General features: G+C 46.7%; 19 protein-coding genes, 2 other RNA genes and 1 riboswitch. Of the genes, 20 read left to right on the forward strand and 1 reads right to left on the reverse strand.

Features of this window, described 5'->3' with window-relative positions; translation table 11 throughout:
- Positions 1 to 57 precede the first annotated feature (57 nt).
- The 15 genes from NIA71_RS02975 to NIA71_RS03040 all read left to right on the forward strand — a co-directional run bounded on the left by NIA71_RS02975 (position 58) and on the right by NIA71_RS03040 (position 15758).
- Entirely contained in the window at positions 58 to 1107 is a 1050-nt protein-coding gene (locus NIA71_RS02975) for a catalase (RefSeq protein ID WP_227755203.1), read from the forward strand.
- Positions 1104 to 1292: a catalase-related domain-containing protein gene (locus NIA71_RS02980; RefSeq protein WP_148395060.1), complete on the forward strand. Its 189-nt coding sequence runs from the start codon at positions 1104 to 1106 to the stop codon at positions 1290 to 1292. The genes NIA71_RS02975 and NIA71_RS02980 overlap by 4 nt, the downstream gene beginning before the upstream one ends.
- A gap of 73 nt (positions 1293 to 1365) precedes the next feature.
- Entirely contained in the window at positions 1366 to 1989 is a 624-nt protein-coding gene (locus NIA71_RS02985) for a DUF47 domain-containing protein (RefSeq protein WP_148395061.1), read from the forward strand.
- Positions 1982 to 2974: an inorganic phosphate transporter gene (locus NIA71_RS02990; protein WP_148395063.1), complete on the forward strand. Its 993-nt coding sequence runs from the start codon at positions 1982 to 1984 to the stop codon at positions 2972 to 2974. The genes NIA71_RS02985 and NIA71_RS02990 overlap by 8 nt, the downstream gene beginning before the upstream one ends.
- Before the next feature lie 8 nt (positions 2975 to 2982).
- Complete coding sequence (locus NIA71_RS02995; protein WP_148395065.1) at positions 2983 to 3993, forward strand: deoxyguanosinetriphosphate triphosphohydrolase; 1011 nt, start codon at positions 2983 to 2985, stop codon at positions 3991 to 3993.
- 87 nt (positions 3994 to 4080) lie between these two features.
- On the forward strand, positions 4081 to 5829 hold the full coding sequence (dnaG, locus tag NIA71_RS03000) for a DNA primase (RefSeq protein WP_148395066.1): 1749 nt from the start codon (positions 4081 to 4083) through the stop codon (positions 5827 to 5829).
- A 9-nt stretch (positions 5830 to 5838) separates the two neighbouring features.
- Positions 5839 to 7011: an RNA polymerase sigma factor RpoD gene (gene rpoD, locus NIA71_RS03005; protein ID WP_148395069.1), complete on the forward strand. Its 1173-nt coding sequence runs from the start codon at positions 5839 to 5841 to the stop codon at positions 7009 to 7011.
- 2 nt (positions 7012 to 7013) lie between these two features.
- Complete coding sequence (locus NIA71_RS03010; protein ID WP_148395071.1) at positions 7014 to 7742, forward strand: tRNA (adenine(22)-N(1))-methyltransferase; 729 nt, start codon at positions 7014 to 7016, stop codon at positions 7740 to 7742.
- On the forward strand, positions 7743 to 8537 hold the full coding sequence (locus NIA71_RS03015; RefSeq protein ID WP_253019658.1) for a Nif3-like dinuclear metal center hexameric protein: 795 nt from the start codon (positions 7743 to 7745) through the stop codon (positions 8535 to 8537).
- Between the two features lie 54 nt (positions 8538 to 8591).
- Positions 8592 to 8943: RNase P RNA component class A (gene rnpB / locus NIA71_RS03020), an RNA gene on the forward strand.
- A gap of 126 nt (positions 8944 to 9069) precedes the next feature.
- Positions 9070 to 10986 (forward strand): GGDEF and EAL domain-containing protein, encoded by a 1917-nt coding sequence (locus tag NIA71_RS03025; RefSeq protein ID WP_227755199.1) that lies wholly within the window; start codon positions 9070 to 9072, stop codon positions 10984 to 10986.
- A 78-nt stretch (positions 10987 to 11064) separates the two neighbouring features.
- A riboswitch (ZMP/ZTP riboswitch) is annotated at positions 11065 to 11146 on the forward strand.
- Positions 11147 to 11203: 57 nt separating this feature from the next.
- Positions 11204 to 13435, forward strand: a complete 2232-nt coding sequence (gene pflB, locus NIA71_RS03030; RefSeq protein ID WP_227755283.1) for a formate C-acetyltransferase — start codon at positions 11204 to 11206, stop codon at positions 13433 to 13435.
- A gap of 114 nt (positions 13436 to 13549) precedes the next feature.
- Positions 13550 to 13900, forward strand: a complete 351-nt coding sequence (locus tag NIA71_RS03035; RefSeq protein ID WP_148395089.1) for a DUF4234 domain-containing protein — start codon at positions 13550 to 13552, stop codon at positions 13898 to 13900.
- A gap of 4 nt (positions 13901 to 13904) precedes the next feature.
- Entirely contained in the window at positions 13905 to 14282 is a 378-nt protein-coding gene (locus NIA71_RS20035; protein ID WP_227755282.1) for a DUF2752 domain-containing protein, read from the forward strand.
- A gap of 90 nt (positions 14283 to 14372) precedes the next feature.
- Positions 14373 to 15758 carry an MATE family efflux transporter gene (locus NIA71_RS03040; RefSeq protein WP_253019659.1) on the forward strand — a complete coding sequence of 462 codons (1386 nt, stop codon included), beginning with the start codon at positions 14373 to 14375 and terminating at the stop codon, positions 15756 to 15758.
- On the opposite strand, the gene NIA71_RS03045 is transcribed toward NIA71_RS03040, so the two are convergent.
- Positions 15750 to 16313: a hypothetical protein gene (locus NIA71_RS03045; RefSeq protein ID WP_148395095.1), complete on the reverse strand. Its 564-nt coding sequence runs from the start codon at positions 16311 to 16313 to the stop codon at positions 15750 to 15752. The two genes, NIA71_RS03040 and NIA71_RS03045, sit on opposite strands and share 9 nt — an antisense overlap.
- Positions 16314 to 16592: 279 nt before the next feature.
- Between NIA71_RS03045 and NIA71_RS03050 the strand changes: the two genes are divergently transcribed.
- From NIA71_RS03050 to NIA71_RS03075, 5 genes are all read left to right on the forward strand, one after another.
- Positions 16593 to 20852: a 2-hydroxyacyl-CoA dehydratase gene (locus tag NIA71_RS03050; protein WP_253019660.1), complete on the forward strand. Its 4260-nt coding sequence runs from the start codon at positions 16593 to 16595 to the stop codon at positions 20850 to 20852.
- 164 nt (positions 20853 to 21016) lie between these two features.
- Positions 21017 to 21742 carry a YebC/PmpR family DNA-binding transcriptional regulator gene (locus NIA71_RS03055; protein ID WP_148395098.1) on the forward strand — a complete coding sequence of 242 codons (726 nt, stop codon included), beginning with the start codon at positions 21017 to 21019 and terminating at the stop codon, positions 21740 to 21742.
- Positions 21743 to 22410: 668 nt separating this feature from the next.
- A non-coding RNA gene (gene ssrS / locus NIA71_RS03065) (6S RNA) lies at positions 22411 to 22589 on the forward strand.
- A 48-nt stretch (positions 22590 to 22637) separates the two neighbouring features.
- The gene (locus NIA71_RS03070) at positions 22638 to 24239 is read left to right on the forward strand and encodes an OPT/YSL family transporter (RefSeq protein ID WP_253019661.1); all 1602 of its coding nucleotides are present in this window, start codon (positions 22638 to 22640) and stop codon (positions 24237 to 24239) included.
- Between the two features lie 41 nt (positions 24240 to 24280).
- Positions 24281 to 25108: a formate/nitrite transporter family protein gene (locus NIA71_RS03075; RefSeq protein ID WP_148395102.1), complete on the forward strand. Its 828-nt coding sequence runs from the start codon at positions 24281 to 24283 to the stop codon at positions 25106 to 25108.
- The last annotated feature ends 44 nt before the right edge of the window (positions 25109 to 25152 follow it).

Below are 25152 nucleotides of genomic sequence, written 5' to 3' on the forward strand. Positions count from 1 at the left end.
AACACTGGAGAAACAAAAAAAGAATCTGTCGCATATATTACTTTGAGGTGGTATATGATGACAGATTTTTTATTAGGCCGGGAATATCCCTTAGATGTTCCCGAAATAACGGCAAAGCCCTCCGCAGGGATAGAGTCTGCGCAAGGGACCTTCTCGTTATTAGAAAAAATAAGTGAGCTCAATAGCAAGACTACAAGACCAAGATTGATTCATCAAAAGGGCGTGGCCGCCTGTGGCAGATTCAGCCCTTATATGTCTCTTGCCGATTATACGCAAGCCGCTTTTTTGCAGGATCCGGAAAAGGAAACGCCGGTAATTGTACGCTTTTCACGGGCTATGGGAGAACTGGGCGCCAGCGATTCGCTCAGAGACATGAGGGGAATGGCGGTCCGTTTTGATACGGATGATGGTGACTATGATCTGATCTGCGGCAGTACGCCGATTTATTATATCAATGATCCGTCTAAATTTCCTTCCATGATTCGAAAGCTTTCTCCTACTCAGATGGAATGCGGAGAAGAAGTGGATTTTTGGGGGTTCTTTGCGGAAAACCCGGAAGCAATTAACTTGATTATGTGGCTTTATTCCAATAGAGGAACCATAAAATCCTATCGATATATGGAAGGGTATAGCGTTAATACCTATCAGTGGATCAACGGTGATGGCGAGAAGCTGTACGTTCGCTATCGATGGAATCCGCTCTGTGAGGAGGAGGACAATGAGAAACGTATGGGAATTTCAGCTCAGGAGGCGGAGTTTCTGGCCGGATTTTCACCGGACTGCTGCCTTCGAGATCTGGCTCTTGCGATCGAGGAGAGGAATTTTCCGGTCTACGAGTTGGAAATTCAGATGATGAATGATTCTGAGGTTTGTAACTGTGATTTTGATTTTCTCTCTACAACACTTTTTTGGCCGGAAGACATTTATCCCTATACGAAGATCGGTAAGATGGTTCTGGATCGACTTTTGCCCAAAGAAAAATATGAGAACCTTTGCTTTGCGCCTTCAACATTGGTTTCTGGAATTGCTTTTGGCAATGAACGGTTTCTGGAGATTATGGATTATGCCCATAAAGATGGAGGGCGGCAGAGAGGAGGGGTGAAATGACGGAATTCGAGCAGGCTGCCCGCCAGTTTGAGGCAATGAGCGAAAAAGAGAGAGAAACGTTGGCAGATAATATCGCTGAAAGCCTTCTATTCACTGATGAATTGGTTCGTGAGGCCGTATTGGGACATTTCGGAAATGCCTCCCCGGAATTGGAAAAATTTTTAAGAAAAAGATTCACTTTTTAATTTACTTTAACACAGAAGCAGTGTTATTATAAATTCATAGACTTATTTACGAAAGAGAAAAGAGGAATGATAAATGATCGGTGTTAAGAAAAAAGAAGACGAATTTTTTCAGCTGCTAATCGACTTTGCAAGCAAGATTGTAAAAGTCGGAGAGTCATTTTTAGATCTAGTTTCCAATTACGAAGACGTGGCTGATAAAGTTGCCGGAATTAAAGTTCTGGAAACAGAATGCGATATGCAGGCCCACAAAATCCTGACGGCGCTCAACGCTTCCTTCATCACTCCCTTTGACAGAGAAGACATCTATGACATTACCAAAGAAATGGATGACATCGTAGATTCTTTGGAGGAAGTGGCAAACCGGTTTATCGTATTCGATGTAAAAAAGCTCAAACCGGAATGCCTGACAATGGCATCGTACATAATGCAGGCGATCCGGGAACTGGAAGTTCTCTTTAAACACCTGTCGGAAGTGAAGAAAAACAGCGTGGTTCACGAACAGATCATTGAAGTGAACCGAATCGAAAACGAGGGAGACCTCTTATATCGAAAAGCACTGACCGAGCTGTTTCGAAAAGAAGTGAATCCAATTGAACTAATCAAATGGAAGCATCTTTATGAGCAGCTGGAGACGAGCCTTGACTCATGTGAAAATGTAGCAAACATAGTTGAAGGAGTGGTAATGAAATATGCTTAGCGGAATCTTAGCCTGCGTTGTTTTGTGTGCATTAGTCTTTGAATTTATTAATGGATTCCACGATACGGCAAATGCCATTGCGACTTCCGTATATACCCGGGCTCTTACGCCTAAGAAAGCGATCATGCTGGCGGCTGTCATGAATTTGGTGGGAGCTATGGTCAGCGAAAAGGTTGCGATGACCATATCCAGCGGCCTTGTGGATGTGGCGCTGGAACAATACGTGATCTTCGGCGCGCTGATCGGCGCGATTATATGGAACCTATTTACCTGGTGGAAAGGAATTCCCAGCAGTTCATCCCATGCGCTGATCGGCTCTCTGATTGGCGCTACAATTGTGTTCACTATGGGCACGGATCATGTTCTATGGGGAGGAGTCATGCAAAAAGTCATTATTCCATTGTTTACATCGCCGTTTATCGGCCTCCTCATCGGATTTGGATTCATGAAATTGATTTTTCGATTATTTGCTAGCTGGTCTCAGGCTAAAGCCAACCGTGTATTTTCCAAACTGCAAATCTTTTCGGCAGCACTGGTTTCCTTTTCCCATGGCAACAACGATGCTCAGAAAACTATGGGAATCATCACTTTGGCGCTGATCACAGGAGGTGTTCTTGATCCGGGCAGCGGTGTGCCTTTGTGGGTGAAGTGTGCCTGTGCCTTCATGATGGCTCTGGGAACTTCTTTAGGCGGCTGGAAAATTATGAAAACCATGGGCGGCGGTGTGACCAAACTTCAGCCTGCCAGCGGTTTTGCGGCTCAGACAGCATCCGCTCTTGTTATTGAAAGCATGTCCTTCATGGGAGCGCCCATCAGTACGACCCAGGTCATCACTACGGCCGTCATGGGTGTGGGCAGCGCTAAACGAATTTCTGCCGTCAAATGGGGGATCGCGCAGAACATTTTCATCGCCTGGGTGGTGACGCTGCCGATTACCATGATTTTAGGAGGTCTTTCCGTTTGGATCATTCAGTTCTTTATATAGGAGATCAGATGATTACGAGAGAAGCAATTGAAAAACGTGAATATGAGATAATGTCCCCTTTTGCCGCCAAAGTGGCGGAAACAAGGGGACGCAGGACTCCTGAGGAAAAATGCGCAATCAGAACGGATTATCAGAGAGACAAGGATCGAATTATCCATTCCAAGTCCTTTCGCAGATTGATGCACAAAACTCAGGTTTTTTTAGCCCCGGAAGGAGATCATTTCCGTACCAGGCTGACTCACACCATTGAAGTTTCGCAGATTGCCAGAACCATTGCCAGAAGCCTGGGACTCAATGAAGATTTAACCGAGGCTATAGCCATGGGACACGATTTAGGACATACGCCCTTTGGACATAATGGGGAAAAGGTTTTAAATGAGTTGTACGAAGGCGGTTTTCGTCATAATGTGCAGAGCCTGAGGGTGGTGGATGTCTTGGAAAGCAACGGCGTCCGACGGGGCATGAACCTTACGCAGGAGGTTCGGGACGGTATTCTTAATCATACCGGCCCAGGCATACCATATACGCTGGAAGGGCAGGTCGTCAAAATCAGCGACCGGGTGGCCTATATTAATCATGACATCGATGACGCGCTTCGCAGCGGAGTCATCACAGCCGAGGATTTGCCGAAGAATTGCATTCAAGTGCTGGGGGAGACCCATCGAGCTCGAATAAACACCTTGGTTACAGATTTAATCAACAGCAGTTTTGATCAGGACCATATTTCCATGAGCGAGTCTTGTTTCAAACATATGAATCTGCTGCGCGATTTCATGTTTGAAAATGTGTATCACAACAATCGAGTTAAAAAAGATGAGGATCTTGAAAAAGTAAAGAACATTTTGGAGTCGCTTTATCGATACTATCTGGAGAATCCGGGCCAGCTGCCCAAGGATCTGCAGGAATTGATTCCCGAATTCGGACTAGCTGAAATTACCAAGGATCATATTGCGGGAATGACAGACCGTTATGCAATGAACCTCTATACAGATTTGTTTGTACCCAAAGGGTGGAAATAAATAAAAAAATTTTAATGGAAAAAAAGGAAGCTGCATACTTTTGTCGAAAAAGATTATGTTAATTAAAGTTTTTTATGAGGAGCAAAAGTGGGTGCAGGAAATAATACAGTTGACGAAATAAAAAGCAGGTGTAATATTGTCGATGTTATCGGGCGCGTAGTCCCCTTGAAAAAGGCGGGCAGCAACTATAAAGGTGTTTGTCCGTTCCACAATGAAAAGACACCTTCTTTTGTTGTATCTGAAACAAAGCAAATTTATACCTGCTTTGGCTGCGGAGCTACTGGCGATGTGATCAGTTTTGTACAGCAGTATTATCAGCTGGAATTCATACCGGCCATCGAAAAGCTGGCCGATGAATACGGCATTACCATACAGAGAGGCTTTCACAAGAATGAAAACAAGGAAGAATCCTATCAAATCAACAGGGAAGCGGCCAAATTCTTTTTCAAAGCCCTCAGGCAGAGCGCCAATCCAGGCTACGCGTATATGAAGAACCGGGGGATCACACCGGAAATTCTCAACAAATTCGGCATTGGCTACGCGGATGATAAGTGGGACAGTCTGTATCGGTACTTGACCGGGCTGGGATTTAAAAAAGAAAAACTCCTGGAATTGGGATTGATTTCCCAGTCTAAGGGTAAATATTATGATAAGTTTAGAGACCGTGTGATGTTCCCGATCATGAACACCAGCGGCAAAGTGATCGGATTCGGGGGCCGGATCGTGGGTGATGGAAGTCCCAAATATCTCAACTCCCAGGAATCTTCGGTTTTTCTGAAGAAAAACAATCTCTACGGCCTGAATATAACCAGGCAGGAAATCAGCAAGGAAGACTGTGCCATTCTGGTGGAAGGCTATATGGATGTGATTTCTCTGTACCAAAGCGGCGTGCGGAACGTATCCGCCTCGCTGGGAACGGCATTGACTGAAAATCAAGCCAAGATGCTCAAACGCTATACGGACAATGTGGTTCTTTCCTACGATGCCGACCAGGCTGGAATAAAGGCGGCTCTGCGGGGATTGGACATCCTGTATGGGGAAAACTGCAGGGTGAAGGTCCTCCACGTCTCTGACGGAAAGGATCCCGATGAATTCGTAAAGAAGAATGGGAAAGCGGCCTTTCTGGATTTGGTGGCGCAGGCGCTGCCTTATGCGGACTATAAACTGAGCCTTCTGCGGCAGGAATACGATTTAGATTCCACAGAAGGCCGAGTAGATTTTTTAAAAAAAGCAGCGGAGATTCTTAGGATGCTCAGTCCTGTGGAAGCGGATATCTACATAAAAAAACTGGCAGCGGAAACAAAAATATCAGAAGGTGCTATAAGACTTGAAATAACTGGCAATACTAGTGAAAAGCAGGCACCAGAGCGAACAGCCGCCAACAGAAAAGGTGCCGATGCAGCGCCGGAAGATATCACCATGCTGGAAAAAAATATGATTAAGCTGATTTTGAGAAACAGCAGTTATTATCCAAAACTGCTGCCTTATGAAAACATCGCATTCACGACTGTCTGCGGACAGAGCATATATAAGGGGATCAAAGAGCTTTATGCAGAACATGAAGAAATTGATGTACGAAAGCTGGCAGACGGGTTGGAAACAAACAATGCGGAGATCTTAAAAAACATTTTGGAAAATGTGCGTCTGGCACATAAGGAAGAGAAGATTTTTGCCGATTGTTTAGAGACGATTCGGATGAAAGAACTGACTCAGAAGGAGCAGGAGCTCATCATGCGGCTTTCCATGGCAGACGAAGAAGAAAATAAAGAAATGATCAGAGAGTTGACACAAGAACTTATGAATATCCAGAAGATGATGAAAAACGGTAGGGGGTAAGATAGGCATATGGCAAAAAAAGAAGCGCAGCAGGAAGTGCAGCAGGAACAAGTGAAAAGCAAACAGCAGCTGATCGATGAGCTAGTTGCCAAGGCAAAGGGAAAGGGTTCATTAACATACACGGAGATTTCCGACCATTTGGGTAATATTGAGCTGGACAAAGAGGATATGGATGACATGTACGAACAGCTCATTCTGAAGGGAATCGCAGTCGTTTCCGAGGTGGAACCGGATGATATCGAGTTAAGCGAACTGGAAGGTGAGGAAGTCGAAGATCCGGATGTAGAAGCGGTCATTGCTGAGAGCGGCAATACAAAAGAGATCGATCTGGAAGCGACGATACCAAAAGGAATCGCAGTGGATGATCCGGTAAGGATGTATTTAAAAGAAATCGGCAAGGTACCCCTCCTTACTGCCCAGGAAGAGATTGAGCTGGCTAAGCGGATGGAGGATGGTGATGAAGAAGCGAAGCAGAAACTGTGTGAGGCCAATTTGCGTCTTGTTGTCAGCATTGCGAAAAAATATGTAGGACGAGGTATGCTGTTTCTGGATTTGATTCAGGAAGGAAACCTTGGACTTATTAAAGCCGTGGATAAATTTGACTGGAAAAAAGGCTACAAATTCAGTACCTATGCTACTTGGTGGATACGGCAGGCAATCACCAGATCAATTGCGGATCAGGCGAGGACGATCCGTATACCAGTGCATATGGTTGAGACGATCAATAAACTGATCCGCGTTTCACGCCAACTGATCCAGGAAAAGGGCAGAGAGGCGACACCTGAGGAAATCGCTGAAGAAATGGGTATTTCAGAAGAAAAGGTTCGGGAAATCCTCAAAATCGCACAGGAACCGGTTTCTCTGGAAACGCCGATCGGCGAGGAAGAGGACAGCCATTTAGGTGATTTTATCCCCGATGAGGACGTGCCCGCTCCGGCCGAAGCCGCAGCCTTTTCCATGCTGAAGGAACAGCTGGTGGAAGTATTGGATACGTTGACCGAACGGGAGCAGAAGGTGCTCAAGCTTCGTTTCGGTCTGGAAGACGGTCGTGCGCGCACGTTGGAAGAGGTCGGCAAGCGGTTCGATGTTACCAGGGAACGAATCAGGCAGATTGAAGCAAAGGCGCTGCGCAAGCTGCGTCATCCAAGCAGGAGTAAAAAGTTAAAGGATTATCTGGAATAAATATGATCAGACTGACAGATAGACTGCAAATCCTTGCAGACCAAATTGAGAAAAACGAAACCATGGCCGATATTGGTACCGACCATGGTTTTTTGCCGATTTATTTATGGGAAAACGGGATCAGCCCCAACGTGATTATGGCGGACGTGAGCGCAGGATCGCTGGACAAGGCCAGATGCAATGCCGCAGCTCTTTACCCGGACATGACTTTCGACCTGCGTCTGGGAGACGGTATTCAGGTTCTGGAAAAAGGCGAGGTGGATGCGGTGGTCCTGGCTGGTATGGGCGGAATTCTGATGACTGAAATCTTGTCCAAGGATCTGGACAAGTCCAAAAGCTTTGGTAAACTTGTTTTTCAGCCGCGCAGCGGACAGGGCAGGCTGCGATGGTGGCTGGTGAACAACGGTTTTTTTATCATTCGGGAAAACCTGGTTCGGGAAGGAAAATATATATGTGAAATCATCACCGCAGTTCCGGAAGCGGGCAGTTTGGGAAATCATTCCCCCATTTCCCGGGCAATGGAAGGCTGCGGTCCCGAGGCTATAGAATACGAGGTTCCCCCTTGGATCAGTTCTGCAGGAGAGCTGGCTGAGGCTTTCATTAAAAACAAGCGGTCCATTGAACGGAATATTTTAAAAGGCCTGAAGAAAAGCATATCGATTGACGAAGAGAAGGTGTTGTTTACAGAAAACAGGATTTTGTATTTAGAATCCCTTTTAGGAGGTGTTTAGATGGCAATGAAATTGGAAGACGTGGTTGCAAAAATTGAAGAAATCGCATCGCCCGATACTCAGGAAAGCTGGGATAACAGCGGCATTCAGCTTGCTGCCGGTCCTGTGGAAATTCACAGTGTATTGACCACATTGGAGATCACGGATGCGGTGATCGAGGAAGCGGATGAAGAAGGCGTGGATTTAATCGTCACCCACCATCCTTTGATCTTTGGCAGCCTGAAATCCATCGACTATCGGGATATGGTAGGCGCTTATATTGTCCGGCTGCTGAATATGGGGGTTTCCGTCTACTCCTGCCATACACCTTTTGATAAGCTGGATGGAGGAAACAATGATTTTCTGGCGGAGCTGATCGGCCTGAAAGATACCAGCGGGTTCAGCAGCGGAGCTGATTTGGATATGATCGGCCGGGTGGGGCAGCTGGAACAGGAAATGACGCTGGTTGAGGCGCTGGATCTTTTATCTGTTAAGCTGGAGATGGATCCGGAGCAATTCCGTGCAGTGGGCAAACCGGATTCGGTAATTAAAACAGTGGGCATCTGTACCGGAGCCGGTGCGGATTTGATGGAGCTGGCCGCGGCCAATGGATGTCAGCTTTTTGTCACAGGCGATTTGAAATACCACGATGCCCAGAAGGCGAAAGCCCTTGGCCTGGCAGTGATCGATGCCGGCCATTATGGAACGGAAAAATCCTTTGCCGGTAATTTTGCGGATAAATTAATCGAAAAGACCGGCGGGCAGATACAGGTCCTGGCATCCGATGTGGATATCGATCCCTTTGAGATGCTGTAAAATGAAAATCTGGTAGACATAAGCTCCTTGAAAATGATATAATAAACAAAGTTTTGGGTAGTCCAGGCAGTTGCGTGCACCACCTGGGTGTATGAGGAAAGTCCGGGCTCCATAGGGCGAGGATGCCAGATAACGTCTGGCGTAGGTAACTATAGGGAAAGTGCAACAGAAACACACCGCCGAAACGGGTAATGCCGTGGTAAGGTTGAAATGGTGAGGTAAGAGCTCACCGGGAGGTATGGTAACATATTTCCCGTGTAAACCCCATCCGGAGCAAGACCAAATAGGGCAAAGAAGGCGGCTGCCCGTCGCCGCCCGAGAGGTAGGTCGCTGGAGCGTGCTGGTGACAGTACGTCGAGATAGATGATTGCCAAATACAGAACCCGGCTTACGGGCTGCCCGAAACTTATAAAAGATTGAAAATAAAGGCCTAGTATGGTAAACTTCTAGAGAAGAATCATGATTCTAGAAGTTTTTTTGTTGGTGCAGTTGCTCCGTAAATCCATATCAAAAGAGGTAAAAGAGGTGCCCAATGCATTGGAATATTGCAGCAGAATGTATTTCACTCGTATACTTGCTTATCATTTGGTTCTATTCCCGAAAAAGCAGCTTGGTCCCATCGCTGAAAAACCGCTTGTTCTACTTTTGTTTCGCAGCGACTTTTTGCGCGATCGGCTTTAACATTTTATCGACCGCAATGCTTTCATACCCGGAGCACTCCATCAATCTTTTGACCTGGCTTGTGACGACCATCTATTTCATCGCCACTCCTCTGATGGGAATGGCTTACTTTTTCTATACCATCGCAACAGTCTTCGAAGGCCAGGGAAACGCCCTTAAAATCATGAAATGGACATCTATTCCAGGAATTTTCTACTTGGTGCTGGTGTTGATCAACCCCTTCTGCAAAGAGCTGTTTCACATCGACGCATCCGGCGCATATTTCCAGGGACCCCTGATCATAACCACTTACCTGATCTTCTACATTTACTGCCTGGCAGCGATCACCGTCGCTTTTGTCAGAAGAAAACAGGTGGACCCCATTATTAGAAAAATTCTGGCCACCTTTCCCATTATCGCAGTGCTGGTCATCATTGTTCAGCAGCTTTATCCCACCGTCATTTTGTCCGGATCCGCCGCCACCTGCGCGCTGCTGATCATCTATTTGTATTTGCAGAACAAACAGAATTCCACCGATTATTTAACCGGATTGCCCAACAGGCAGGAATTCCTCAAAATGCTGGAATTGCAGACGAGAAAATCGCGAAATTTTACCCTCATTGTACTCTCGCTGAGGGACTTTCGCCGCGTCAACGATACATACGGCCAGCATACAGGGGATCGATTTCTACGTGAAATTGGAAACTTTTTAATTAAAAGAGCGCAACCGCATTGTTTATATCGTTACGGAGGAGATGAATTTGCTCTGCTCTGTCAAGGGACAAGCGATCAAGACATAAAAAAGATTGTAGAGAGCCTGACCGCCCGTATGCAGGAACCCTGGTCAGTAGACGAAAACAGCTGTGTCATTCCGGCAGCCATCGGTATCGTACGCTATCCTCAAAGCGCAAAGGTTGTCGAAGATTTAATCAATGGCATTGAATATGCAGTAGCCAAGGCAAAAGACAGCAAGCGGGCAGGCGCGTATTACTGCGGTCAGGAGATGCTGAAAGCAGTGCGCAGGCGATCACAGATTATCACTATTTTAGAGAAAAACCTGGAAGCAAACACCTTTTCTGTTTTTTATCAGCCGATCATATCGAATCATACCGGACAATATGTGGTTGCCGAATCCCTCTTGCGAATTCCCAATTCGCCTCTTGGTCCTTTGTATCCCAACGAATTTATTCCCATTGCAGAGGATACGGGGATCATTGTCGATATCACCTATCAGGTTTTACAAAAGACATGCCGGTTCATCAATCGAATATCAGAAGTAAACCCTAATTTTGAAGGGGTCCATGTGAATTTTTCCGGGCATATGTTCTCACAGATAGATTTGGCGGACCGGGTGGAGGGAATTATAACCAGCAGCGGTACTCCTTTTAACAAGATCAAAATAGAGATAACCGAAAGCATTTTGCTGGAAAACACTAAATGCGTCAGTGAGTTCGCAGAGCGTATGCAGAAAAAAGGTGTACGCATGGAGCTGGATGATTTCGGGACAGGCTATTCCAATATTGTATCTGTTATGACCATGCCTCTGGATACGGTAAAATTGGATAAAAGCCTGATTTGGGCTGCCATGAATAGTAAAAAGTCCGCGATGATGGTCAGAAGTATTACAAGAATTTTCCACGAAATGGGGATGCAGGTATTAGCGGAAGGCGTAGAGACAGAGGAACAAGAACGCTTTGTCAGCCAATGCGGAATTGATTTGATCCAAGGATTCCTGTTTGCCAAACCAATGGCCGAAGATGAAGCGTTTGCTTGGCTCAGAAAACTTTGAGCAGCCGCAGCCGTAGGAAATTTTGAACAATATTCACATAAAATTTCTTGACAATAACCCCCAAGATATAGTATATTCAAAAAGTCATATGACTGACGGAAGTGGAAAAAACCACATGGAGTATGATCGTGAACTAAAGCCGACCGTCTGGGCTAAGAAAAAGCCCGGATGGTGCGGCTTTTTCTATTTTGATCGATTATATGGAGGGAAAGATAACATGCGCAAAGAATGGGAAGGATTTAATAGCGGAAACTGGAGACACGTGATCGATGTAAGGAATTTTATTCAAAAAAACGTAACGCCCTACAGCGGCGACGACTCTTTTTTGGAAGGACCCACCGCACGAACGGAAAAAGTCTGGAACAGATGCAAAGAGCTGTTGCTGGAAGAGATCGAACATGGTATTTATGATGTAGAAACTGACGTAGTTTCCGGTATCGATAACTTTAAGCCGGGATACATTGATCAGGAAAACGAAGTGATCGTAGGACTTCAGACAGATGCTCCTCTCAAACGCATGATCAACCTCTACGGCGGTATCCGTATGGCTGAATCCGCCCTGGAGCAGTACGGATATGAAATGAATCCGGAAATCAAACGGCGTTTTCATGAATTCCGTAAAACCCACAATGAAGGTGTGTTCGATGCTTATCCCAATCGAACCAAGGTTGCAAGACATAACGGCCTTTTGACCGGCCTTCCCGATGCCTATGGAAGAGGCCGGATCATCGGCGATTACAGGAGAATTGCGCTCTACGGCATCGATTATCTGATCGAGCAGAAACAGCAGGATATTGAGATGGCCGACGGTCCGATGACCGATGAGCTGATCCGTATCCGGGAAGAGCTCCGCGAGCAGGTGCGCGCACTGAAAGAAGTTAAGGCCATGGCTGCAAAGTATGGAATCGACCTGAGCCAGCCTGCGGCCGACGCTCGTGAGGCCGTACAGTTTGTGTACCTGGGATACCTGGCCGGTGTTAAGGAGAACAACGGAGCGGCCACTTCTTTGGGAAGAACGTCCACCTTCCTGGATATCTATATCCAGCGCGATCTGGAGCGGGGGACGCTGACGGAAAAAGAAGCCCAGGAATTGATCGATCAGTTTGTCATTAAGCTGCGCTTGGTGCGCCATCTGAGAACCCCCGAATACAACGAACTCTTTGGAGGCGATCCTACCTGGGTAACGGAAGCCATCGGAGGTATGAGCGTAAAGGGAACAACGCTGGTTACGAAAAACTCCTTCCGTTATCTCCATACCCTGAAAAACCTCGGTACAGCGCCGGAGCCCAATCTGACCGTGCTCTGGAGCCAGAATCTTCCGGAAAATTTCAAGCGCTACTGTACCAAGATGAGTATTGAGACCGATTCCATCCAGTATGAAAACGATGACGTGATGCGCCCTGTTTACGGCGACGATTATGCCATTTCCTGCTGCGTTTCCGCCATGAGCGTGGGCAAGCAGATGCAGTTTTTCGGCGCCCGGGCCAATGTGATCAAATCCCTGCTCTATGCCATCAACGGCGGCGTGGACGAGCTGACGGGCGATCTGGTCATCCCCAAAATCAAGCCTCTTGAATACGACGATGTTTTGGATTTCAACGAAGTTATGCTCAGCTATAAGAAAGTACTTGCTTATGTTGCCGAGCTCTATGTGGATACTATGAATGTGATCCATTATATGCATGATAAATACGCCTATGAAGCAAGCCAGATGGCCCTGCATGATACCCACGTTGAAAGGCTGACGGCTTTCGGCATCGCAGGACTTTCCTGTGCAGCGGATTCGCTTTCTGCGATTAAATTTGCAAAAGTCCGCCCGGTTCGCAATGAACAGGGCGTTGCCGTTGATTTTGAAGTAGAAGGGGATTTCCCCAAATACGGAAATGACGACGATGCAGTCGACGATATTGCCATTGAAATTGTTAAGCATTTTTCCGCAGAGCTGAAAAAGCATCCGATGTACAGAGATGCCAGACATACGCTGTCAGCATTGACCATCACTTCCAATGTCATGTATGGGAAAAAGACCGGGAACACACCGGACGGCAGAAAATATGGAGAACCGCTGGCGCCGGGAGCAAACCCGATGCACGGAAGAGATGTGAACGGTGCAGTGGCTTCGCTCAATACCGTTGCAAAGATTCCATATCGCACCGTATGCCAGGACGGCGTTTCCAATACCTTCTCCATTGTCCCGGAAGCACTGGGCAAGGATGCGCCACAGCAGGAATACAATTTAGTGTCGCTGCTGGACGGTTACTTCTGCCAGGGAGCTCATCATCTCAACGTGAATGTGATGCGAAAAGAGCTTTTGAAAAAAGCAATGGAGCATCCGGAACAGTATCCGTCTCTAACGATCCGTGTATCCGGCTACGCCGTCAACTTTGTGCGCCTCAGCAGAGAGCAGCAGGAAGAAGTGATCAAGCGGACTTTCCACGGAGCAATGTAAAAATTATGACATTATTATTAATAATTCCTGATTTTTCTTGCATAAGAACTGGCATCAATCTATAATTGGAACGTATCATAGGATTAGTAAGTAAAAGAAGGGATAGAAACAGAAATGAACAGAAACATAGCTTTATCGATTGTATTATCGATTGTAACCTGCGGCATTTATTCGATCTATTGGTTTGTTGTGCTGACTGACGAGGTGAATCGGGAAAAGCCGGAATACGCTGCGGATATGTCCGGTATCGCCTGTTTTTTGCTCAGCCTGATCACCTGCAACATCTATGGTATCTATTGGGCGTTTAAAATGGGGGAAAAACTGGATACGATCAAATCGGAAAGGGGCATCGTTACCGGCCATGACAGCAATGTGCTGTACTTGATCCTGGAATTGTTCGGATTTAACATCATTGTGCTGGCCTTATCCCAAAACGAGATGAATAAAATTCACCCGATTTATTAGCATGATGGAGTCTGGCAGAAAACGCTGCAGAAAAGTTGCTTTGATCTGGGGAAGCCTCCTTTCGGCAGGCCTAATCTTTGCATACGGAGCTGTTCACTGGGGGTGGTGGCTGCCTTGTATTTTTAATCAGGCCACGGGCCTTAAATGCCCAGGCTGCGGAGTATCACGGATGTGTCTTGCCCTTTTGCGCTTTGATTTTGCCGCCGCATTTTCCTGGAATCCAGCAGTTTTTCTTTGCCTCCCCTTTCTTGCGTATCTGTTGATCTCGCTCAGTCTGCGGTACATACGTCTGGGCGGTTTGCAGCTGAGCAAGTGGCAGCAGCGGGGATGCTGGATAATGGTCGCATTTCTGCTGGCCTTTGGAATTTTTAGAAATCTGTAAAGTTTTTTTTATACAAATAAACAGGAAACTTTGTTGAATTTTGTTTCAAATCGTAATATAATATCTCCTTGTGATAAGGAGGTATTTTTTATGAGTGAACAGATTCAGGGAAACAAGATGGGCACTATGCCGATCGGAAAATTGATTGCGACTATGCCCTGGCCAGCTATTTTATCCATGTTGATTCAGGCGCTTTATAACATTGTCGACAGTATCTTTGTGTCGATGATCAGTGAGCAGGCTTTGTCTGCGGTTACCTACATCTTTCCTGTGCAGATGCTGCTTATCGCAGTTGGCGTCGGTACCGGCGTCGGCATCAATTCTCTCATCTCCAGAAGATTGGGAGCCAAACGCTTTGAAGAAGCCAATATGGCGGCAAGCTGCGGTTACCGGCTGTCCTTTTTCAATTGGATTGGATTTGCCTTAATCGGAATCATTTTTTCCAACATTTACATGAATTTTCTTTCCGATACGCCCTATATTGTGGAGAACGGGATTGACTACATGCGTATCATTACAATTGGTTCGATTTTTGTATTGGTACAAGTTACAACCGAGAAGATTCTTCAGGCAACTGGAAATATGCTCTTTCCAATGCTTTGCAGCATAGTAGGAGCCGCAACGAACATTGTTCTGGATCCGATTTTGATCTTTGGAATCGGCCCATTCCCCCAAATGGGTGTTACCGGCGCAGCGGTAGCTACGATCATCGGACAACTGTTTTCCATGATCTTGGGACAAATTCTTCTGTTTAGAAAGGACCATCAAGTGGTTGTAAAAGTTCGCGGCTTTAAGATGGAAAAAAACGTAATACGGGATATTTATTCGGTAGGTCTTCCGGCTATTTTAATGCAGGCGATGCTTTCCATTCTCCAATTTGGGCTCAACGCTATTTTGGCAGGTCTTTCTGAAACGGCAGTTGCTGTAAATGGTGTCTATGGAAGATTGCAATCCTTTATCTTCATGCCGGTGTTCGGCCTCAACCAAGGTGCTTTGCCGGTAATGGGGTACAACTACGGAGCCAGGGACAAAGAACGTCTGACAAAGGCATTTAAAGTGGCCTTTTTGATAGCATTTGTGATTATGACTGTGGGCTTGATTCTATTTCAGCTGTTCCCGCGTCAGTTTTTAAGTCTTTTCAATGCCTCCGAAGGTATGTATCAAATCGGGATTCCGGCGCTGCGGACCATCAGTCTCTGTTTTATTCCCGCCTCCTTTGGTATCCTGGCATCGTCCTTTTTCCAGGCCACGGGGCACGGCGTCATGAGCCTTTGGGCATCGCTGATCCGCCAGATGATTGGAATTCTGCCCCTGGCGTGGCTGCTGGCCAGATTAGGAGGATTGGAAATGGTATGGTACGCTTTCCCCATCGCAGAAGTAATGGGAATTGTCTTCAGTATTATCGCCATGCGCCATATTTTCAAAAAAGATATTGCCAGACTGGATGCGAACGAATCGCCCGCATCCTCAACGTAGAATTTTAATGGGGACGCCGTCAGCTTCCCGGTCCTCGGAATCCATACGTACCAGATCATATATGAGAGGATCCTCAATCAAATGCGTCCAGACTGTATAAGTAGCCTGGATAAAAGAATGGCTGAGGACGATCTCCTGCTCAATCAAAGGGCAGGAATAGGGAAGGGGCACTGTAGATAAAATCAAGTGCAGCCTTCCTTTTTTTAAGTGGGGTGCCAGGGGGAAAAAACGGCATTGGAGCGGTCTATGTTTCCTGGGGCATAGTGGCGGCGTTTTACAACGTATAAAATAGATTTTGCCAAACCAGGAGTCGGGGAAATCAAAGTCTTCAGCCAGTTCTTCCGACCATTTAAGCCAGTTTTCCTGCTGTGTGAATAACTTTTCTTCCCCGGGAAGCAAATAAATTCCCAGCTTAAAATCATCATCATCGCTGTCTCCGCCGCAGGTGCAGCAGGCAGCGCCGCATAGCTTCCCGCAGTCCGATTCAATGGGAGAAACCCGGTCCAGCAGCCGGTAAATAGCCTGATAGGTACTTTTTCGTATTGTGCTTTTCATACAAAACTCCTTCGTTATTCTCAAAAATTAGTATAACATAAATGAAAAAGCCTGTGCTATAATAGACCTCAATCTTGATTAATTTGTTTTATAGCTGAAAGAACGGGTATATATATAAGTAGTTTTTGACGAAATTGTAGGGACTTCCGTAGGTTTTTATGCTATAATAGACGCATTGTTTTATGCTGCAGCAAATATAAAAAATTTGTGAGAAACCTGCTGCGGCAATGCATACAGGCTATGATACCCTAAAATAGTTTCATGTGTAATGAGGTAATTATGAGATTAGGTATAGATGTAGGATCAACAACAGTAAAGTTAGTTCTGCTGGATGAAAGCGGAACAATTATATACAGCCGCTATGAGCGGCATATGTCCAATGTATTCGAAACGGTTGTCCAGCTGCTGCAGGACCTCCACGACCAGTATCCTCAGGCAGTGGTAAGTTCTGTCATAACTGGCTCGGGCGGCCTTTCTCTATCCCAGCTGCTGCAGATTCCGTTTGAGCAGGAAGTTGTAACTTGCAGCAGGGCAGTGGAGACCCTGATTCCCCAGACAGACGTAGCAATTGAGCTGGGCGGGGAAGATGCAAAAATTACATTTTATGGTCAGACGATTGAGCAGCGTATGAATGGAACTTGCGCCGGCGGCACGGGAGCCTTTATCGATCAGATGGCCGTGCTTCTCAATACAGATGCTTCTGGACTTAACGAAGCTGCAAAGAGCCAGAAGATGATCTATCCCATCGCCGCCCGCTGCGGCGTATTTGCGAAAACAGATATTCAGCCGCTAATTAATGAAGGGGCTGGTATTGAGGACTTGTCTGCTTCGATTTTTCAGGCAGTGGTCAATCAAACGATCAGTGGATTGGCCTGTGGGCGGACGATCAAAGGCAAGGTAGCATTCCTAGGCGGACCGCTTTCTTTCTTGTCTGAGTTGAGACGCCGTTTCATCGAAACGCTGGATCTTTCGGAAGAAGATGTGATTTTTCCTGAAAACTCCAAATATTTTGTAGCCATTGGTGCTGCTATGACGGCAGACAAATATGAGGAAGCCCCCCTGACTGGGATCGTAGAACGGATTGAGAAAGCTGATCAGTCAGAACTGTCCGATACCCGTCATATTGAACCCTTGTTTCAGAATCACGGCGAGTATGAAGAGTTTGTAAACCGTCATCGCAAGGATACCATCAAACGAAAAGACATCAAAAAGGCCAGGGGCAAACTGTTCCTTGGAATTGACGCCGGCTCTACGACTACCAAGGCGGCGCTCATTGACAACGAAAAGCACCTGCTCTATTCCTTCTACAAAAATAATGAAGGAAAGCCCATTGAAGCCGTTATGATGATGCTCAAGGAGTTGTACGCCATGATACCCAAGGATGCGTTCATTGCCAACTCCACGGTTACCGGATACGGGGAAGGCCTGATCAAGGCGGCCTTTAAGGTTGACTTGGGTGAAATTGAGACCATGGCCCATTATAAGGGTGCGGAGGAATTTCTTCCGGGCGTTGAGTTTATTCTCGATATCGGCGGCCAGGATATGAAATGCATGAAGATCAAAGATAATGCCATTTACAATATCATGCTCAATGAAGCCTGTTCATCAGGGTGCGGCTCCTTCATCGAAACGTATGCTAAATCAGTAAATATGGATGTACAGACCTTTGCCAGAGAAGCTCTGTTTGCCAAGGCTCCGGTTGATCTGGGGACTCGCTGCACGGTCTTTATGAATTCGAAAGTAAAACAGGCACAAAAGGAAGGTGCTACCATTGGAGATATATCCGCCGGCCTTTCCTACAGTGTGATTAAAAATGCTTTATATAAAGTGATAAAACTGCGAAATCCGGAAGATGCAGGGCAGAAAATTGTCGTTCAAGGAGGCACCTTCTTAAACGATGCAGTACTTCGCAGTATCGAAAAGATTATCGGTAAAGATGTGGTGCGTCCAGATATTTCGGGGATCATGGGCGCATACGGTGCAGCGGTCATCGCTAGGGAAAATTATGTTAAGGATACGGAATCGTCTATTCTCAAAATGGATGAAATGGATTCGTTTACCGTAGAAAATACCCACACCCGATGCAAAGGCTGCGAGAACAATTGTCTGCTGACAATCAATAAATTCAACGACGGAAGCCGTTTTATCACCGGAAACCGCTGTGAAAAAGGCGAGGGCAAGACCAACGAGGAAAACAAACTGCCCAATTTGTATGAATATAAGTTTAAACGGCTGTTCAGCTATACGCCGCTGACAGAAGAAGATTCTACCAGAGGCACCATCGGCATTCCGAGGGTTTTGAATATGTATGAGAACTATCCCTTCTGGTTTGTATTTTTTACGGAACTGGGATTTCGGGTGCAGCTGTCTCCTCCGTCCAGCAAAGAATTGTATGAAAGCGGTATGGAAACCATTTCTTCCGATACGGCTTGCTATCCGGCAAAACTGGTTCACGGGCATATCAAATGGCTGGTGGATCAAGGGGTGAAATGGATTTTTTACCCCAGTATCAACTATGAGCGCATAGAAGACCCAACAGCGCCCAACCACTATAATTGCCCAATTGTAGCGACTTACCCGGAAGTAATAGCCGGGAACATGGACGATGTGTTCGAGGAAAACGGCGTTACTTTCTCCCATCCGTTCATTCCCTATGATAACGATGAATTTCTGGCAAGAGAAATGTATAAAGTCCTAAAACGGAGCGGCGTTACTAGAACCCATGTGGAATACGCTGTGAAGCGGGGCCGCCAGGAGGATAAGCGATTCCGCGACGACCTGAAGAAAAAAGGCGAATATTCTTTGAAATACGCCAGAGACCATAAGAAGAAAGCCATTGTTCTGGCCGGACGTCCATATCACTTGGACCCTGAAATCAATCATGGAATTGATCAGATTATCAGCTCCTTTGATATGGTTGTCGTAACAGAGGACTCCATTGCCCATCTGGGCAAACTGGCCCGGCCGCTGCGAGTACTGGACCAGTGGATGTATCATTCCCGTCTGTATAAAGCGGCAACTTTTGTCGGAACCACCGATGATGTGGAGCTGGTGCAGCTGAACTCTTTCGGATGCGGTCTGGATGCCGTAACCACCGATCAAGTGGAAGAAATTACAAAGAAAAACAACAAACTTTACACGGTACTGAAGATTGATGAGGGTTCTAACCTGGGGGCTGCCAGAATTCGAATCCGTTCGTTGAAAGCGGCTATGGATGAGCGGGAAAAGAATAACATTCAGCATATTGAAAACAGAGAGCCGTATAAACGTAAATATTTTACAAAGGAAATGCGAAAGGATTACACGCTGCTCATACCGGAGATGTCACCGATGCATTTTCAATTTATGGAAACTGCGCTTAAGAAGGCAGGATATAATGCGGTTCTGCTTCCCACCGTTGATAAAAACGCAGTGGATGAAGGTCTGAAATACATAAATAACGATGCCTGCTATCCAACGATCGTGACCTTGGGGCAGATTATCTCTTATCTCAAATCGGGAGCGGTGGATCTGGATCGGACCGCGGTCTTCATGAGCCAGACCGGAGGAGGCTGCAGAGCCAGCAATTATGTGTCCTTGCTGCGAAAGGCTTTGAAGGATATGGATATGGAACAAATTCCGGTGGTTTCAGTTAATATGGCCGGGCTGGAATCCAATCCCGGCTTTAAGCTGAGCGCCGGACTGATTAAACGTATGTTGATGGCCATGGTTTACGGGGATGTGTTCATGCGGGTGCTGTATGCCACCAGGCCTTATGAAGAAGAGCTCGGTTCGGCTAACGCTCTCTTTGAAAAGTGGTCCAGATTGGTCAGACGAACCATCTATACCGGAAGCGTGCATAAATTCAAAAAATTTGTAAAAGAAATTGTTAAGGACTTTGACGCACTGCCGCTCCGTGATGTTAAAAAACCCAAGGTTGGAGTAGTGGGGGAGATTTTGGTGAAATACCACCCCAACGCAAATAACGACATTGTGGGTACGATTGAGCGGGAAGGCGGCGAAGCAGTTGTTCTCGATTTGGTTGACTTTTTCCTCTATGGAATGTATAGTAAGAAATTTAATTTTGAACATTTGTCGGGAACCTATAAGTCCATGCTCTTTAATGCTGGTGCCATAAAAGCAATCGAGTACTTCCGTAAGCCGGCTCGGGAGGCCCTGCGCGCCAGCGTGCGTTTTGAGGAGCCGATGCATATTGAAGATATAGCAGCAAAAGCCAGCGAAATCATTTCTCTGGGCAATCAATGCGGAGAAGGCTGGCTGCTGACCGGCGAAATGGTCGATTTGATCGACAGCGGCGTGGAAAACATCGTTTGTATGCAGCCCTTTGCCTGCCTGCCCAACCATGTAACAGGAAAAGGTATGATGAAGGCCATGCGCAAGCGCAATCCATTGGCAAACATTGCTGCCATTGACTATGATCCGGGTGCCAGCGATGTTAACCAGTTGAATCGTATTAAGTTGATGATGGCTACCGCATATAAAAATATGGAAAAAACGGGAAATGGTGGCTTTGAGGAGCTGGAAGAAACTGCAAAATAATAAAGCGGATCAAGAGGCTGTATATGGGCGCCTGCATGCTCTTATGCAGCCTCTTTTTAAAATGATCATGCGCGGCGACTGAGCCGGAATTGAAAAGACTATTGAAAAATAGGCCATTCTACGTTATACTATATAAGTTAATAATATACGAAGGAGGTGTCTTGATGGGAAGACACGGTACAATTGCAGGAAGAAAAGAAAAACAGGATTCGAAACGAGCTGCAGTTTTTACAAAATATGCAAGAGCGATCACAGTGGCGGCAAAGAACGGAGGCGATCCGGACTATAACGTCGCTTTAAAGCATGCGATTGATAAGGCAAAAAGTATTAATATGCCTAACGATAATATTAAAAGAGCCATTAAGAAAGGAACCGGCGAACTGGCTGGAGAGACTTATGAAAACGGCAGATTTGAAGGATACGGGGCCGCTGGCGTAGCGGTGATCGTGGATGTTTTGACTGACAACAAGAATCGGACAACCGCAGCCATGAAGCATGCCTTTGATAAATTCGGCGGCAACTTGGGCGCTCCGGGATGTGTGTCCTATATGTTTGACCAAAAAGGCGTAATCGTAATCGAAAAAACCGATGAAATTGATGAAGATGTTCTGATGGAGGCTGCTCTTGAAGCTGGTATGGACGATATGGTTACATACGACGACTGCTATGAAATTCTGACAGCTCCTAATGATTTTAACGATGTCAGCGACGCGTTGAAAGCCGCCGGATACGAGTTCGTAGACGCGGATATTGAGTATCTGCCGTCTGTAGAGGCCACGCCGACAGAAGAGCACGACATCAAGAACCTGAAAAAGATGATCGAGATGCTGGAAGATAACGACGATGTGCAGAAGGTTTATCACAACTGCACGGTTGAGCTGGAAGATTAATTACGCCGCATATGCGGGCGTTTTGAAGAATACCGCTTAGTTCGCCTCTTTGCTTGATAGGAATTGTATCGGGCAAGGAGGTTTTTTGTAGAAAAGAAAATGCACAGGAGGCTTGGATATGATTATAAAACCATCAACTGCTTTGCGGAATGAGTACAGTAAAATTTCTCTTTTAGCACATGAAAGCAAAGAGCCGATTTATATTACAAAAATGGGGAAGGCGATATGGTTCTGATGAGCATAGATGCTTTTGAAAAAAGAGAGCAGTTGTTAAAGCTGCGGGAAAAAGTGTGACAGGCAGAGCAGGAAAGAATGAACGGCTCAGCTGGTATCAGCATTGCAGATGCAAGAAAAAAGCTGCGGAGAAGGGCCGATGAAGGATAAGATCCTTATTTATCACATTGCCAATGCAAAATCGGAATATGCAAAATTGTTTGGATGATAAAATTCGAAAACCCCTTGCAATCCATCGAACATACTCGTATAATTAATTACGTTGAACCGATTCCCGTTAAATGCCGAGTTGACCTTGAAGAACTAAGTGCCATTTGTTATAATAGAGGCAGCTACAGCAGGGATCAAAACAGAGTAATTGCATCTTAGGACGCATACCTGGATTTGGCAAGACCATTGATGTTTATTTGAACAGAAAAAGCATACAATAGTATTAAATCCTGAAGTGTTCGTTGAGATATTATAATTCAACCTACGTATTGACATTGGGAGCCCGGTGTTTTTGTCAGCGGATGTCAAGCCGCCTTCGAGCGGAAGGCAGAGGCGGAAACAGGGCACCCCCCTATCGCAGATAGGGTGTGAATTATAGTCTCGACGGCATGTCGGGATTCTTTTGTTTTTGAAACACAATCTACATTTACATATAAGAAGGAGAATAACCATGAAAAACCAGCTGACAGCGCGGGGCATTGCTATCGGAGCCGCGGGCGCAATCATCATCACCACAAGCTCCATGTTCGTCGCCCTCAAACTCAGCTCCCTTCCATGGCCCATTATCTTTGTGGCTCTGGTTTCCATGTTCGGATTAAAAGCCATAGGCAATACCAATCTGAGGGAAATCAATGTAACCCATACCATCATGTCAGCGGGTGCGATGGTAGCAGGAGGCCTGGCGTTCACTCTTCCAGGAATTTTCATCTTAAACCCGCAGGCGCAGGTCAGCATGTGGAAGCTACTGCTCCTCACCTTTGGCGGCGTCTGCCTGGGATTGATCTTTACAGCACTCATTCGCAAATATTTCATAGAAACTAAAAAACTGCCGTATCCCATGGGAGAAGCGGCTGCAGAAACCCTGAAAATCGGTGACCGGGGCGGAAAGAAAGCCATTACCTTATTCGTTTCCATGGGAGTGGCGGCGGCATTCACCTTCGTAAGAGATTGGATGCAGAAAATACCAGCTGTTTTGCTCAATGGCAGAATGGCTCTGTACGGATCCGCCTGCGGCATTTGGATTTCGCCTATGCTTATATCGGTGGGATATCTGCTGGGACCGGTCTTTATTGGTGTGTGGTTTTTGGGCGCTCTCATCGGCGACTTCGGCGTGCTTTTCGGTGGAACTGAACTGGGATTTTGGGATCAGGCGCAGGCCCTGACCATCAAATCTTCGCTGGGGATCGGCATGATGGTGGGAACCGGAATCGGCATCATTGTCAAAGGCATTCTACCAAAGGCGAAAGAGATCTTCGGCGGAATGTTCAAAAAAGACAGTGCCGGTGATGCGATCGTTCCCATGAGATGGGCGCCTGTTTTGATGATTCTTCTCGCATTTTTGTTTACAGTCGTTTTGGATATGGGCGTGCTTGCGTCTGTAGTAACGATCCTTGGCGTCTGGGTTGCTACGGCCATGTCGGCCCAGTGCGTGGGCCAGTCGGGGATCAATCCTATGGAAATTTTCGGCATCATTGTTTTACTGGCAGCCAAAGCGGTTTCCTCCATTGAAGGAACAGAAGCTTTTTTCGTAGCGGCGATTGTAGCCGTAGCCTGCGGTCTTGTGGGCGATGTGATGAACGACTTTAAGGCCGGATCTATTCTTGGCACCAACCCCAAAGCACAGTGGATCGGCGAATGTATCGGAGGCATGATCGGTGCCGCGGTTTCGGTCGGGGTACTGATGGTGATCGTCAAAGCTTACGGCCCGGAAGTGTTCGGAAGTCAGGAATTTCCCGCGGCTCAGGCAGGCGCGGTAGCGGCCATGGTGGGAGGGATTTCCCATGTACCGGCTTTTGCGGCCGGCCTTGTGATCGCGGTGATTCTTTCTTTTCTCAATTTCCCGGTCATGACCCTTGGACTGGGGGTGTATCTTCCGTTTTACATGTCCGCCACAGCCTTGATCGGCGGCGTAATCAGATTGATTGTGACCAAAGGACTGCCAAAGATCGAGAAAGAAGGGACGGGCCTTGTTGTCGCGTCCGGGCTTTTGGGCGGCGAAGCGATTATGGGCGTAATTATCGCACTTATTATTGCGGTTCAGGCCATTACCTGATAAAATGCATGTAGACAAAAAATAGAAGGAGTCATGACTACATGCAGCATTTGAAACCGAACGAAATTTTAGATGTAGCCATTGAGACAGGCGCTGCAAAATCGAAGGCAAGTTTTGGCAAGCTGACGATATTGGGTATTCTGGCCGGAGCCTTTATTGCTCTGGCAGCTTCAGGTTCCAATATGGCAGCCTTCAACCTATTGATGGATCCCGATACGTTGGGGCTAGGTAAAGCTCTTTCCGGTGCCGTGTTTACCGCAGGACTAATCATGGTGGTTTTGGCAGGCGGAGAGCTTTTTACCGGCAACGTCCTCATCCTTGCCGCGGCAGCGGATGGCAGAGTGAGGATCGGGCAGATGCTGCGAAACTGGTGCATTGTTTACATAGCCAATCTGCTGGGTTCGCTGATGATCGCAGGAATGATCTATTACAGCGGACAGCTGGAAAGCGGAGCCGGTCTTTTGGGAGCGCTGACGGTAAAGACCGCAGCGACGAAAACGGGACTGGATTTTGGACCGGCTTTTGTGCTGGGAATTCTGTGCAACTGGCTGGTGTGCCTGGCTGTTTGGATTTCTTTCGGAGCATCCGGCACAGGCGGGAAGATCGCAGGAATGTTTTTCCCCATCTGGCTCTTTGTTACTTCCGGCTTTGAACACAGCATCGCCAATATGTATTTTATTCCCGCAGGGATCCTGGCCAAAGGAAGCGACCATTTCGCCGCTTTGTCGGGAGTCTCGCAGGAGGCCCTTTCCGGCCTTACCTGGAGCGGATTTCTCATAGACAACTTAATACCCGTCACCCTGGGAAATTTGGCAGGGGGTGGAGTATTTGTTGCGCTGGCCTATTGGCTGGCATATAGAAAAGCGTGATGCAGAAAACCGCATCACGGCACAACTTCATATTTTAATCGAAG

The sequence above is a fragment of the Ihubacter massiliensis genome (assembly GCF_024125305.1).
Classification (GTDB): Bacteria; Bacillota; Clostridia; order Peptostreptococcales; family Anaerovoracaceae; genus Hominibacterium; species Hominibacterium faecale.

Bases quoted from the DNA above. Each gene is read 5' to 3' on its own strand.
- NIA71_RS02975 (WP_227755203.1), top strand. From the start codon at position 58: ATGACAGATTTTTTATTAGGCCGGGAATATCCCTTAGATGTTCCCGAA.
- NIA71_RS02980 (WP_148395060.1), top strand. From the start codon at position 1,104: ATGACGGAATTCGAGCAGGCTGCCCGCCAGTTTGAGGCAATGAGCGAA.
- NIA71_RS02985 (WP_148395061.1), top strand. From the start codon at position 1,366: ATGATCGGTGTTAAGAAAAAAGAAGACGAATTTTTTCAGCTGCTAATC.
- NIA71_RS02990 (WP_148395063.1), top strand. From the start codon at position 1,982: ATGCTTAGCGGAATCTTAGCCTGCGTTGTTTTGTGTGCATTAGTCTTT.
- NIA71_RS02995 (WP_148395065.1), top strand. From the start codon at position 2,983: ATGATTACGAGAGAAGCAATTGAAAAACGTGAATATGAGATAATGTCC.
- rpoD (WP_148395069.1), top strand. From the start codon at position 5,839: ATGGCAAAAAAAGAAGCGCAGCAGGAAGTGCAGCAGGAACAAGTGAAA.
- NIA71_RS03010 (WP_148395071.1), top strand. From the start codon at position 7,014: ATGATCAGACTGACAGATAGACTGCAAATCCTTGCAGACCAAATTGAG.
- NIA71_RS03015 (WP_253019658.1), top strand. From the start codon at position 7,743: ATGGCAATGAAATTGGAAGACGTGGTTGCAAAAATTGAAGAAATCGCA.
- NIA71_RS03025 (WP_227755199.1), top strand. From the start codon at position 9,070: ATGCATTGGAATATTGCAGCAGAATGTATTTCACTCGTATACTTGCTT.
- pflB (WP_227755283.1), top strand. From the start codon at position 11,204: ATGCGCAAAGAATGGGAAGGATTTAATAGCGGAAACTGGAGACACGTG.
- NIA71_RS03035 (WP_148395089.1), top strand. From the start codon at position 13,550: ATGAACAGAAACATAGCTTTATCGATTGTATTATCGATTGTAACCTGC.
- NIA71_RS20035 (WP_227755282.1), top strand. From the start codon at position 13,905: ATGGAGTCTGGCAGAAAACGCTGCAGAAAAGTTGCTTTGATCTGGGGA.
- NIA71_RS03040 (WP_253019659.1), top strand. From the start codon at position 14,373: ATGAGTGAACAGATTCAGGGAAACAAGATGGGCACTATGCCGATCGGA.
- NIA71_RS03045 (WP_148395095.1), bottom strand. From the start codon at position 16,313: ATGAAAAGCACAATACGAAAAAGTACCTATCAGGCTATTTACCGGCTG.
- NIA71_RS03050 (WP_253019660.1), top strand. From the start codon at position 16,593: ATGAGATTAGGTATAGATGTAGGATCAACAACAGTAAAGTTAGTTCTG.
- NIA71_RS03055 (WP_148395098.1), top strand. From the start codon at position 21,017: ATGGGAAGACACGGTACAATTGCAGGAAGAAAAGAAAAACAGGATTCG.
- NIA71_RS03070 (WP_253019661.1), top strand. From the start codon at position 22,638: ATGAAAAACCAGCTGACAGCGCGGGGCATTGCTATCGGAGCCGCGGGC.
- NIA71_RS03075 (WP_148395102.1), top strand. From the start codon at position 24,281: ATGCAGCATTTGAAACCGAACGAAATTTTAGATGTAGCCATTGAGACA.